Source organism: Methanobrevibacter curvatus (assembly GCF_001639295.1).
Taxonomy (GTDB): Archaea; Methanobacteriota; Methanobacteria; order Methanobacteriales; family Methanobacteriaceae; genus Methanoflexus; species Methanoflexus curvatus.
Genome location: NZ_LWMV01000160.1, coordinates 1 through 12,515, shown reverse-complemented (window position 1 = coordinate 12,515; position 12,515 = coordinate 1). Strand labels below are relative to the sequence as shown.

Here is a 12,515-nt window from a genome sequence, read left to right as displayed (position 1 = left end):
CATTTTAATGTATTCTTACTATTTTTTCTTTATTATCGAAGTGTTTATCAAAGCTGAAAATTTCATATATATTTAACTCTTTCATTACTTCAATAGATATGGCATCAGCTAATCCAATTGTACCATTATATTTAATAACTGTTTTCATTGATTTTTCAATTAGATTTTTATCTTCATAAATAATTTTAAAATCCCTTTTTATAATATTGTATATTTCAGTTAATGCTTTAATATTATGGTTTAACCTATCAATTACAAGATTCATAGTTTCGATTAGTATTGTATTAGTAATTACTAATTTATTATCCGATAATCTTTCAAATAGTTTTTTTGCTCTTTTGTGGTTCTTTTCAGAATCAATGAATAAGGATATTATATAATTACTATCTACTAATATCATTTATAATCTCCTATTCTCATTCGCCTAATATCTTTTACAGCATCAAAAGATTCATCAGTAGTATATCTACCTACCATATCTTTTAATGATAATGGTTTTATGATTTCTATTTCTATTTTGTTATCTTTAGTTATTTTCCAATCCATTAAATCATTTTTTTTAATGTTGAATTTTTGTCTTATTTCTGAAGGAATTACAGTTTGATTATTTTTATATATTTTTGTAGTTGTCATTGTATCACCTATTAATATATTATTTTTGAATAGTATATATTTATCTCTTTTTTATTTTCATCTCTAAAAAATATATCTATTTTTCATGATTTAATTAGTATAAAACACTTATCAGCAATCACTATTTTCATTGAAAAAATAGGTAAAAATTTAAAAATTTGAAATTATCGTTTATATTGGAAAGTTTAAAAATAAAATGTTAAGTAATTATAATTTAGTTTTACCCATAAAAATGCATATTCATATATCATATTGAATCAAAGATTTTTTGGATATTTTTAAGTTTTCTATGTTTTTTTTGAGGTTATTCCACTCGGAAGTGTATGATTCGCCTGTAAGTAACATTGTTTGAGTAAATAAGATTAAAATTGTTTTTTTTATATAATGAAGATTTTATACCTACTTTATTTATAAAATCAATGAATTCTTTAGAATTTTTAGCTTTACTAGCTTTTAAGACATTTTCTTGTAATTGTCTTTTAAATTCTATACAATCGAAAGTTTTTTCATTGCTTGATTTTTTGATATTATGTTGATTTGTATTAATCATTATTAATCAGCTCCTGTGATATTCTCAATTTTAATATATTATATCCTTCTCGAATATTCACAGCACTAAAAAGTTTTATCTTACTAAAATTAATAATATGCTTGAAATTCCAACTAACAAGCACATCTACACCTATAACCATAACAATAGCTATATGTAATGCGTCAGCATAATGTTTAGGTGTCGCAATTTTTTCTGCCATACATCTATTTGCCAAAGTTCTCATTTCATCTGTTACTGATAAGTTTCATAATATCTTTTTGATAATATTTATAACTTTCTATTAAAGGAGAGTGTAAAAAATTGTGGGTTTTTTTGGAAAATAAGTAAATTCAATGAATTAGAGGAAAAACAAAACTCTGTTCCTCTTAGAAAATTTAGAGAAAGAAGTCCGAATTTTTTCAATAAAAGTATTATAAAATTGAATCAATCTTATTTTTCAGCATATTAAAATTTAATACATATTCAATACTTTTTGATGCTGATTTCAATGTGGAAAACATCTTCTTCCACCCTATACCATCAGTGATCCAAATAAAAGTCATGTCTGTGGTTTCTATTTTGTGTTGTAAATCTATGTATGCATTGGCCGTTTCAATTGGCTTGCTTCCAGTTGAATTGTAAAAATTGCATTCAAATAAGAACTTTGGTTTTTTATCTTTGTACAATACAAAATCAAATCGTTTAACTCTTCCAAGGCTAATAGAGCTATCTTCAACTTTTAAAATATAATCTGGTTTGGATTTAATTGTTTCTTCTAAAAATTCTTTAACAATACCTTCAAAAATATGTCCACTTCTGTTTTTCCTGGCATTTGTATCTAAACCTACTTCTGTTCCTGTTAAATAAGAATATAAATCGTCTATTTCTGTAAAAAGATTTAATAATCCTGTATTTTTAGAAAAAGTTATAACTTCATCTATTTCAAATCTTCCTATAGAAAAGTTAATATTTTTACTTGTCTTTTTTTCAGCATCAAAAACTTCAATATTTTTATCTCTAATAGCTAAAATTAAGGGTAACAATGGAACACATTCAGGATATTTTGTTAATATTTCTCTAAATTTGTCTTCTATATTATTTGGTGATATTTTACTTAAGCTATTCAAAATATTTATTTCTACAACATTTTTTTCTAACTTATCAAAAATTTTATTCCAATCTACGAAAAAATCATAAGTACGATTAGTTTTTAGTAATGTGTCTAAAAAATCAAGGTTATACTCATCTATATTCCCATATCCTAATTTTTTATAATTAACCATTGTTAACACCTTTTTTTGGATAATTTGTTACAATGATTTCATTAATATCTCCTCTTTTTTTAGGGTTACGGTTAATGAATCGTTTAGCTTTAACCCTTGTAATATTAAATTCCTTATAAATATCATCAAAAAATTCATCATTAGGGTCTTCATTTTTAGGATCAGAATTACTTAAAATAGCATAAGCTCCTTTCTTACTTATCCTCTTGAAATAATCAGCTAGCTCTCGCTGTTCTTTATCATTGAATTCATTTTGGCTGTAACTTGTAAAACTTGATGTTTTATTTAAAGGTCTGTAAGGTGGGTCTAAGTAAACAAGAGATTTTTCACTTATAAATCTTTCAGAATCTAAAAAACTTTTATTAAATATTTTAACATTTTTCAAAATCTTTGAGACATTAGATATATTTTTAAAATCACATATTTTTGGATTTTTATATCTTCCCATTGGAACATTAAACTCACCTTTTTTATTAAGACGAAAAAGTCCATTAAATCCAGTTTTATTTAAAAATATTGTCTGTGATGCTCTTTTAATGTGTTTTTTAGAAAAAGTATTAAAGTCAAAATCAATTAAATCATGATTAAATGATTTTCGAGTGTTTAAATAAAATTCTTTCCTTTTTTCATCATTTAATTTAGAAAAGTTTTCTTCAATGTATGATAATTCATTAATTAACTCATCAGAGTCATTTTTAATTGTGTTGTAAACTAAAATTAGTTCTTTATTAATATCATAAATAAATGATTCTTTGATTTTATAATTTGTAGAGAGGTGAAAAAAAATCGCCCCCCCCCCCAGGAAGGGTTCAAAGTATTGATCTATCTTTTTTGATTTTCTTATATTAGAGGGTAATATATTTTCAATTTTCTCAATAAGTTGTCTTTTACCACCTGCCCACTTAAGAAATGGTTTAGCATCTTTTGCTTCTTTTCCATATAAATCTACTTGCATAAAAATTGTTCCTTTAAAAATAAAAAAGTTTTTTTAAGCTATTCTTTTAAAAAAACTCTTTTAAAAAATTCTCTAATAATGAGAAAATTAGATCCTATTTTACTATTTAATTATTAATAGATCTTTAATTATTCTAATATAAATATTTAATGATCTAAAATTTAAAAAAAGAAATATAAAATTATTTAATTGAAAAATAAAAGGTAAAAATAAAAAATAAAATTCAAAGATGCAAGAAAAAATTCAAAAAAATTATCATAAACTCGATTCAAAAAAGAAGCTTAAAAAACAAAGATAAAAAAATTAGCTATTCATTTTTAAAAAATAAATGGATTACAAGAAAATTAGTTTAGCACTGGTAAAACTGCATATTCAAATAATCAACATTACTTTTAAACTTTTCGATTAAAATATAAATAAACTATTTTACTTTTTATAATAATTATTTTTAAGATATTAATAATGATTTCTTATCTTTTTCTTAATTTCATGTTTTTAGGTAAGTTAGGAACTCTTATAATTTTATCTTTGTTTTCAAAATGGCTGTCAAATGAAGCAATTTTATAAATATCTCTCATTAACATTATATACATATACATTGAATCAAAAAAAGATAATGTAGCATCATATCTAACAAAAACTTTCATTGCATCATTGAAATAATCAGTATCTTCTATTACAGTGAAATTTTCATACAAATTATTGTATATTTCTCTTATTTCTTTAGTTTCAAGAGATGTAGACAACATGGTTATTGTCTCAGCGATGGTTAATTTAGAAATAACTTTTTCTTCATTTATTATTTCTGGGACATATTTTACTGCCATTTCATGATAATCATCATTTTCAACAAATAAAGCTACTAAAAAACTTGCATCTAAAAAAATCATTAAAGTTCTCCCTTTTTTATTTTTTCTTTTAATTTTAAGCTGTTTATAGGTTTTTTAGCTTTGTATCTTCCAATCATATCTTCAAAATTTAATTTTTTAACAAATTCTAATTCAATTTTCCCTTTTTCATTGATATTCCATTCAATAAAGTAATCTTTTCCTTTAATATCATATTTTCTTCTTACTTCAATAGGAATAACAGTTTGAAATTTATCATAAATCTTTGTTGTAGCTATGTTGTTAAGCATTAAATCACCAAAGTACAATATATATTTCTTACTTTATATAGTTATCCTAACTAATTACATTAAACCTAACTTAATAAAATTGATAAACCATTTAATTAAATAACAGGTGTCTGAATTATTTAAAATTTGTAAAGTGCATGATTTCTTTAATTTGCCCATAACCTTCGGAAATTAGTATTTTCGTTAAAATTACATTTAAATATCCTTTTTAGTAACTAATTTAAGAGCATATTAATGTTTTGAATATATCTTAAATCTATTAATTTACTTGAACATGTTAATTTATTTTAATCTGTTAATTTTGTTTAAATTATTATTTTAAATAATCCTATTTCATTAAATTTTCTAAAAATTCAAGTAAAAACAGAGTCCCATCTTTATTTAATGGCTTGTTATCATTTCCACATTTAGGTGAGTAAATACATGAAGGACAACCTATATAACAACTACAATTTTCAATTAAAGACTTTGTTGAAGATATTATATTATCAAAAATATTAATGGCTTTTTCATTTATTCCAATTCCTCCTTCATAACCATCATAAATAAAAACTGTTGCTTTTTCTGTGTCTTTATGATAGTTGGTTGAAAGTCCTCCAATATCATTCCTATCACACATTAAGTGAATTGGGTATAAAGATATTAAACTATGTTCCAATCCATGAATACTTCCACTTAAAATGTCTTCATCATTAAAAACATCTTCACCATCTTTTATCCCAGATTTTATTAGATGTTTTCCTAATTTTTTATTTATTTCCTTCTCTAATAAATTTTTAAAAATTTCATTTAATTTATTATCTTTTTCTAATTTTTCTTCAAATTCAAATTTATTCTCATTTTCTAAATTTTCGCCAGATTTTAAATGATTTTTTAGGTGGATTTTTATTTGTTCTTTTAGTTGATTTTCATATTTTGGTTCTATTTTTGTGGTTTTAATAAAATCTAATATTTTATCTTGGATTCCATCTTCAAAAGTAAAGTAAATTCCTTTTGTTTTAAATATTATAGGAGGTAAATCAATTATATATGTCCCAATAACTTCACCTAAAGCTATTTTTTTATATTTATAATACTTCTCAGTTACTTCTAACTCTGCAAAGTGTATTTTGAATTTTCCTATTTTGTTTGTTTTCAATGTTTTAATAATCTTAATATTTGTTAATTTTAATGGGTGAGTGTAAAATTTCACATTTTTTTTTACAACTTCAATAGTTTTTGTTTTAATATTAAACTTTTCAACTATATATGTTTCACCTTTATTTAAAACAACTGCACCTTCATGGGCTTCCCTATATGCTTGAGAGCGTTCTAATGTTTCTAAAACTCTTGATTTCATATTTTTTATTACAATGGAAAAAATATCTGAAGTTATTTGATGAAGTCCAAATTTAAAACTTGGATTATCCTCTAAGTTGTAGAAGTACTGATCTTCTTTCTTTATAATTGTATCAGCATCTCTATTTTTACTAGATCTTAGGTATTTTTTATTATTCTCTTGATTTATTTTAATTGTTTCAATTAAATCTTCTTTTATGTTAAAATATTCTAATTCTTCATTTTCTAATGGAAGCTCATATGCAGCACATATACTATGAGCAATATTTAGTATTTCATTGTTTAAGTCTATTATAGCATTTTCATGAGCTTTGTCAAAAAAAAACTTTGGGTTCATCATGTAATATTGATCAAGTTGATTGGAGTAAGCTATTAAAATAACCAATGCCTTTTGTTTTTCTCTTCCAGCCCTACCTGCTTGTTGCCAAGTAGAAATTATTGTGCCTGGAAAACCAGATATTAAAACAGCATCAAGGGAACCAATGTCTACTCCCAGCTCTAAAGCATTGGTAGAAGTTACTCCTAAATACTCACGGTTTTTTAATCCTAATTCAATTTCCTGTCGTTCTTTAGCTAAATATCCTGATCTATATGGGGTAATCATGTCTTTTAATTTTCTTTTATAGTTTACAATGTCATTTTTTGACCAACGAGCTATTAATTCAGCATTTTTTCTACTAGTTGTAAAGCATAATGTCTGAATATTTTTCATTATAAGATAATTAAATATTCTTTCAGTTTCTCTATTGACAGATATTACTTTGTTGTTATTTCTAGGTTTATTTTTTAAATATTTGTCTAAATAATTCTCTTTAGGATTATTAACAGAGTTATTATTTTTAGAATCATTAGTTAGATTATTATTTTTAGGGTTCTCAATATACCTGTTATTTTCAGAGTCATTAATATAACTTTTATTTTGAGAATCAAAGTCTTGAGAATCAATATTTTTAAAATTATTTGCTTCGTGATATGGATTATATAAAATAAAATCTTTTTCACCTGAAGGTGAACCATCATCTTCATCACAAACAATGGAAAATTCTTCTCCAGTTAGTTTATTAGCAAGCTCTATTGGGTTTGCTAATGTTGCAGAAGATAAAATAAATTGAGGATTAGAATTGTAATGTTTGAATATCCTTTTTAATCTACGAATAAGCAATGCAACATTAGAACCATAAATACCTCTATATTGATGAGATTCATCAATAACAATATATTTTAAATTAGAATAAAATCGTTCCCATTGATGATGCCATGAAAGAATATGGTGAATTTGATAAGGGTTCGTTATAACCAATCGTGAAATTGAACGGATTTCATGTCTTAAATTTTTAGGAGTGTCTCCATCATAACGTTCTGGTTTTAAATCAGCTTCTAAATCTTCTTCCATCTTTTTTAAAACATTTAATTGATCATTACTTAATGCCTTTGATGGATAAATATACAGTGCTGTGGCTGTTTCATCTTCAATTAAATCTTCAATTATTGGGATGTTAAATGCTAAAGTTTTTCCTGAAGCCGTTGGAGTGGTTATAATAATGTTTTCTTTATTTTTAATTTTCTTATAAGAAATAGCTTGATGTTTATACAATTTAATATTCTTATTTTTAAGGTAGTTTTTAATTTTCTCACTTTTTAAATCTATATTTTTATATTTAGCTTTTCTTGGAGGAATAGTTTCTACATGAACGATCTTTTTTTTAAATCGAATATCATTTTTAAACTTATCAATAGCTAAATCTTCCATATTATCATTAAAGGTAGTTTGCTTATTTTAGGATTTTATTTTATGTATAAAATTTTATTTTATATTATTATTTTATATTATTTTATATATTATTAAAAAATAAGAATATTTTTTAAAAATTATTATTAGCATTAGTAATTAGTATTCTTATTAGATTATTTTTTTATTATATAAATTATAATTTGTTTAATAGAGTATTATAAATAAATAAACATAATAAATAAATAAAATTATTAACAATATACTTAGGAGTAATATATATTAAATATTTAATAATTTATGAAGTATTAAATAATATATTTAGTATAATTATGTTTTTTTTAGTTTATAAAGATTTTTAATTAATAATATATGTAAATAATAACTTTTAAGAAAAACAATACAAAAACTATAATAAATAATAAAAACATAATAAAAATTAATTAAAGCTTATATTAATTTATTTAAAATTTAGATAAAATTTAGATAAATTTTAGATAAAACTTATTAAGATTTATATAAATGAATCTGATATAGCATAAAATTTAATTAAATACTAAATTAAATACATAAAAAATTAAATAGAAATAAACAATAAAAAAATAATGATAAAAATTGATAAAAATGATAAACTACGAGGAATTTAAAAAACTAGTTGTTAAAATATTAGGCAAAGACATTAAATCAAATGAAAATCAAGATTTAGCAATTAAAGGAGAATTAAATCAAGCAATGTTTATTGTTGCAGGTCCAGGTTCTGGAAAAACTACCGTCATGGTTTTGAAGATTTTAAAATACATATTTGTGGATGGCTTATGGCCAGATGAAATTATAGCAACAACATTTACAGTAAAAGCTTCAAATGAATTAAACAGCAGAATATTAGAATGGGGAACATTAATAAAAGAGGAAATAATAAAAAGTGCTAAGGATAAAAAAGACTATATATCCAGTAATGATTTAAGACAAATTGTTAAAATTGATTTTAGCTTACTAAACACAGGAACATTAGATGGAATGGCTTATGAATTACTACAGATATACAGTGAAGCTGGAAGTAGTTTAGGAGTATTAATTGAAAATTTTGTATGCCAAACCACGATGTTAAATGCTTCATTATTAAAAAATAATAGATTTAGAAATAAAGCATTACAAGAATACTTAGCCAGTTTAGCTGGTATTGAAAATAGAAATGAACCAGATAAAGCCCCAATAATTTCCAATCCCTCAAAAATGAGTGATGTATTATTAGAAATGAAAGATAGATTTGCATTTGACAGAGTAAATATAGAAGATATTTACAATAGATCAAAAAAAACAGGAGATATTGGACATAACTTAGCCATTGAATCAATTTTAAACTATCAAGAAACACTTAAAAATAACAATGTAATGGATTTTTCTACCTTAGAAAGATTATTCTTAGAAAGCTTAGAAAAAGGCAAATTGAAAGAATTTATGAAAAAAATTAAAATAATTTTAGTAGATGAATATCAAGACACAAATCTTCTACAAGAAAATATCTACTTTAAATTAGCTGAAATAGCTATTAAAAATGGTGGAAATATTAATGTTGTAGGTGATGATGATCAATCTCTTTATAGATTTAGAGGAGCAACAGTAAATCTTTTTACAGATTTTAAGAAAAGAATTCATGAAAAATTGAATCAAGAGGTTATTAAAATAAATCTTTCAATAAACTACAGGTCAAATGATAATATAATAAATTTATGCAATCATTTTGTTAACCTAGATGAAGACTATCAAAATGTCAGAGTTAGTAATAAAGATGAAATTAAAGCTTATGGGCGAGGGGGAAATATTCCAATACTTGGAATGTTTAGAAATGATGAAAAAACATTATCCAAAGATTTAACAATTCTAATTAAAAATTTAAATGAAAAAAAAGAGCATAAAATCAAAGTAAAAAAAATTTTAAAGAAAACAGAGATTGATGAAAGAAATAAGGATAATAAAAATAATGGTAATGAAAATAATGATAGTGAAAATAATGATAGTGAAAATAATAATTTTAATGAAAACAATGAATTTAATAAAAATAATGAAAGTCAATATATTACCTTAAAATTAGATGAAAAAAATGGCTCATTAAAAGATATTGCATATTTAACTTATTCTCCAAAGGAAGTGACAAGTGGAGGCAATAGATTATTACCTTTCTTTTTAAGAAAAAGATTATCTGAATTAAAAAACCCTATAAAAGTTTTCAATCCACGGGGTCAAGACATTCAATCAATTGAAATTGTCCAGATATTATGTGGATTAATACTAGAAGCCATTGATCCAAATGCTAATATTCAAAAGAAAATTGAAAATTTACCAATATTAGCCAATCAAAATATGAAAAAATGGAGAAAAATAGCTTTAAGTTATATTCAAACTAATCCATCACCAGTTCAGCCATTATCTTTAGAAGAGTTTATGAATCATTGGCAACTAAGATCGCCTAAAAATAGAGACAAATGGAGTGAAAGCGTTGAAATTTTAGATTTAACATACAAACTTATTTATTGGATAAAAGATTTTCAAGAAGACCCTGAATCATTAATTTATCTTGAAGCCATTACACAAACAATAAAACAAAATGGCTTTTTAAATGAATATAAAGCTAAGATACACTTTGATAATAAAGTTTTAGAAACAAAATCAATTGAAGAAGCTATTTGGAATATATTCTTACCAATAGCTACAGGTGGAGTCCAAATTGATGAAAATCTTTTATCTAATTTACCTGAGGAGAGATTTAATATAATGTCTATCCACCAATCAAAAGGTTTAGAATTTCCATTTGTCATGGTAGATATTGGATCTAAATTCAAAAAAAACAATATAAATACTGCTCATTTAAGATTTCCACGAAAAAAAGACAGATCTTCCATTTTAGAAGACAGTTTAAGGGAGTTTTCACCCTTAGGAATAAGTGATAGAAATGCTATTGATAGAATATTTGATGATTTAACCAGACTGTATTTTGTAGCATTTTCAAGAGCACAAGATGTTCTACTTTTAGTTGGTTTAACACCATCACTTGATGGCTATGAAAACAAAGAAAGTGAAGGAGGAATACCTAATATTGCCTTAGGATGGACAAGAAATAAAGAATTTATAGGATTTAATGATATTTATTTAATTTAATGTTTATATGTAATAGCATGTTTGAAACTCTTTGATTTTTTTGGTTAAATTTCTACAAACTTTAAACCTTTGAGAAAAGCTGTTTTACTCTATTTCTGATTGTTTATTTTATATTATTCTAATCTTTCTTTAAATTCACAATCAATATCATCCTTTGAGAAAGCTAGTGCTAAATAAGTTGGGTTTTCATCTTTGTATCTTGTATAATATTTTTTTTCTTTAATTTGTTTAAAGGCTTCTTTTATTATTGTTTTTGTGGATTTTGTTGAGGAGTATTTGATTTCTGTGATTATTGTTTTGTCTTTTATTTTAAAGATTGTGTCTGCTCTTCCTGAATATGTTGTTACTTCTCCTTGTGAGTCAATACCTAATAAGTATAATGCTACTAAAAAAATACCATGATAATATTTTTCATCATCTCCTTTAATTGGATATGATAGTCTGTGGTATATGTTTTCTAGGACTTCTAGAAATCCTTTAGAGTCTTTATTTAAAATACTTATATATATTTTATTTTTAAGTTTTTTTAAATGACCATCACTTAAATTTGTGTAAGCCATTACAATTCTACTGATTAATGAATCTCTAACTTCATAATTGGGGATATCTAATATATATTCAATATCTCCATATTTTAAGTTTTTTTCTTTTATTGTCAAGTATCCTGTTTGAAATAGTAATGTTGTGGGGTCTATGTTTTCAATTTCAAATGTGTCTAAATCATTTTCTGTTGCAAGTATTGGTTCAATTATTGGTTTTAGGTTGTTTTCTTTTTTAAGTAGTTCCATTAGAAATGTTGGTGTTCCACTTTTAAACCAGTAGTTGGAGAACTCTCTTTTAAAAAATAATTGTAATGTTGAAAATGGGTTGTATACTTTGTTTTTTCCATCCCAACTATATCCATCATACCATAGCTCAATTTTATTTAATGTTTCTTTGTAGTTAAGGGATTCTTTTTCTCCTAATCTTTTAATATGCTCTTTAAAGTATAACTCTAATTCTGTGTGACTATAACCACAAATAGTACTATAATTATTATTTAAAGTAAGGTCTATGGGGTTGTTTAGTCCTGAAAATATTGATGTTGATGAGAATTTTGATATTCCTGTTATGAAAACAAATTTTAAAAATTCATCGCTAGCTTTTAATACTTGGTAAAATCTATTTAAAATTTTACGATTGTCTTCTGCTATTTCTAAATTTGTTATATTGTCGATTATGGGTTTATCATATTCATCAATTAAAATTACAATTTCTTGTTTAAGTGATTCATAGATTTCTTCAATTAGTTCGCCGAATTTATCTGGTAATTCTGTACTTATTAAAGAAATTGAGTATTTTCGAGCTAGACGGTCGATAAATTTATTTAGAGAAGATTCAAGAAGTTCTGGATTTTTATAACTTAGTTTTCCAAAGTCCAATATAATAACTGGGTATTTTTTATCCCAATTCCATTTGTTGTAAATATATAAACCTTCAAATAAGTCTTTGTTTCCAGAGAACAGTTCTTTTAATGTGCTGACTAGAAGTGATTTTCCAAATCTTCTTGGTCTAGAAAGAAAGTAAATTTCTCCATTTTCTATTAAATTAGATATATCTTCTGTTTTATCTACATATAAATAGTTTTTTTCGCGAATTTTGGAAAATGTTTGGATACCTATAGGTAATTTTTGCATATTATCAATCTCTAAATTTTATTTGTATTTAGTTTATATTAAATAATTATATTAAATAATTAGTCAATTTTATTG

At 23.9% G+C, this 12,515-nt stretch carries 11 protein-coding genes; 1 reads left to right on the top strand and 10 read right to left on the bottom strand.

The features are described 5' to 3' along the window. Window positions 1-4: 4 nt before the first annotated feature. The 9 genes from MBCUR_RS04355 to MBCUR_RS04315 all read right to left on the bottom strand — a co-directional run bounded on the left by MBCUR_RS04355 (window position 5) and on the right by MBCUR_RS04315 (window position 7,629). On the bottom strand, window positions 5-400 hold the full coding sequence (locus MBCUR_RS04355; protein WP_067090668.1) for a type II toxin-antitoxin system VapC family toxin: 396 nt from the start codon (window positions 398-400) through the stop codon (window positions 5-7). Continuing rightward, window positions 397-633: an AbrB/MazE/SpoVT family DNA-binding domain-containing protein gene (locus MBCUR_RS04350; RefSeq protein ID WP_067090665.1), complete on the bottom strand. Its 237-nt coding sequence runs from the start codon at window positions 631-633 to the stop codon at window positions 397-399. The genes MBCUR_RS04355 and MBCUR_RS04350 overlap by 4 nt, the downstream gene beginning before the upstream one ends. Window positions 634-937: 304 nt before the next feature. Continuing rightward, on the bottom strand, window positions 938-1,183 hold the full coding sequence (locus MBCUR_RS04345) for a hypothetical protein (protein ID WP_067090661.1): 246 nt from the start codon (window positions 1,181-1,183) through the stop codon (window positions 938-940). Further along, window positions 1,176-1,409 carry a PIN domain-containing protein gene (locus MBCUR_RS04340; RefSeq protein ID WP_157077671.1) on the bottom strand — a complete coding sequence of 78 codons (234 nt, stop codon included), beginning with the start codon at window positions 1,407-1,409 and terminating at the stop codon, window positions 1,176-1,178. The genes MBCUR_RS04345 and MBCUR_RS04340 overlap by 8 nt, the downstream gene beginning before the upstream one ends. A 187-nt stretch (window positions 1,410-1,596) precedes the next feature. Further along, window positions 1,597-2,448, bottom strand: coding sequence for a type II restriction endonuclease (locus MBCUR_RS04335; protein ID WP_084269486.1), 852 nt, complete (start codon window positions 2,446-2,448; stop codon window positions 1,597-1,599). Then, complete coding sequence (locus MBCUR_RS04330; RefSeq protein ID WP_067090656.1) at window positions 2,441-3,403, bottom strand: DNA adenine methylase; 963 nt, start codon at window positions 3,401-3,403, stop codon at window positions 2,441-2,443. The genes MBCUR_RS04335 and MBCUR_RS04330 overlap by 8 nt, the downstream gene beginning before the upstream one ends. 470 nt (window positions 3,404-3,873) lie before the next feature. After that, window positions 3,874-4,293, bottom strand: a complete 420-nt coding sequence (locus tag MBCUR_RS04325; protein ID WP_067090654.1) for a type II toxin-antitoxin system VapC family toxin — start codon at window positions 4,291-4,293, stop codon at window positions 3,874-3,876. Further along, window positions 4,293-4,541 (bottom strand): AbrB/MazE/SpoVT family DNA-binding domain-containing protein, encoded by a 249-nt coding sequence (locus tag MBCUR_RS04320; protein ID WP_067090651.1) that lies wholly within the window; start codon window positions 4,539-4,541, stop codon window positions 4,293-4,295. The genes MBCUR_RS04325 and MBCUR_RS04320 overlap by 1 nt, the downstream gene beginning before the upstream one ends. A 328-nt stretch (window positions 4,542-4,869) precedes the next feature. Further along, entirely contained in the window at window positions 4,870-7,629 is a 2,760-nt protein-coding gene (locus MBCUR_RS04315) for a DEAD/DEAH box helicase (RefSeq protein ID WP_067090649.1), read from the bottom strand. A gap of 603 nt (window positions 7,630-8,232) precedes the next feature. Here MBCUR_RS04315 and MBCUR_RS04310 point away from each other — a divergent pair. Beyond that, entirely contained in the window at window positions 8,233-10,764 is a 2,532-nt protein-coding gene (locus MBCUR_RS04310) for a DEAD/DEAH box helicase (protein ID WP_067090646.1), read from the top strand. 113 nt (window positions 10,765-10,877) lie between these two features. Here the strand turns inward: MBCUR_RS04310 and MBCUR_RS04305 are convergent, their stop codons facing one another. Beyond that, window positions 10,878-12,440 (bottom strand): ATP-binding protein, encoded by a 1,563-nt coding sequence (locus MBCUR_RS04305; RefSeq protein WP_067090643.1) that lies wholly within the window; start codon window positions 12,438-12,440, stop codon window positions 10,878-10,880. Window positions 12,441-12,515: the final 75 nt, after the last annotated feature.

Excerpts from the sequence above, each read along its gene's own strand:
- MBCUR_RS04355 (WP_067090668.1), bottom strand. The coding sequence starts at position 400 with ATGATATTAGTAGATAGTAATTATATAATATCCTTATTCATTGATTCT.
- MBCUR_RS04350 (WP_067090665.1), bottom strand. The coding sequence starts at position 633 with ATGACAACTACAAAAATATATAAAAATAATCAAACTGTAATTCCTTCA.
- MBCUR_RS04345 (WP_067090661.1), bottom strand. The coding sequence starts at position 1,183 with ATGATTAATACAAATCAACATAATATCAAAAAATCAAGCAATGAAAAA.
- MBCUR_RS04340 (WP_157077671.1), bottom strand. The coding sequence starts at position 1,409 with ATGAGAACTTTGGCAAATAGATGTATGGCAGAAAAAATTGCGACACCT.
- MBCUR_RS04335 (WP_084269486.1), bottom strand. The coding sequence starts at position 2,448 with ATGGTTAATTATAAAAAATTAGGATATGGGAATATAGATGAGTATAAC.
- MBCUR_RS04330 (WP_067090656.1), bottom strand. The coding sequence starts at position 3,403 with ATGCAAGTAGATTTATATGGAAAAGAAGCAAAAGATGCTAAACCATTT.
- MBCUR_RS04325 (WP_067090654.1), bottom strand. The coding sequence starts at position 4,293 with ATGATTTTTTTAGATGCAAGTTTTTTAGTAGCTTTATTTGTTGAAAAT.
- MBCUR_RS04320 (WP_067090651.1), bottom strand. The coding sequence starts at position 4,541 with ATGCTTAACAACATAGCTACAACAAAGATTTATGATAAATTTCAAACT.
- MBCUR_RS04315 (WP_067090649.1), bottom strand. The coding sequence starts at position 7,629 with ATGGAAGATTTAGCTATTGATAAGTTTAAAAATGATATTCGATTTAAA.
- MBCUR_RS04310 (WP_067090646.1), top strand. The coding sequence starts at position 8,233 with ATGATAAACTACGAGGAATTTAAAAAACTAGTTGTTAAAATATTAGGC.
- MBCUR_RS04305 (WP_067090643.1), bottom strand. The coding sequence starts at position 12,440 with ATGCAAAAATTACCTATAGGTATCCAAACATTTTCCAAAATTCGCGAA.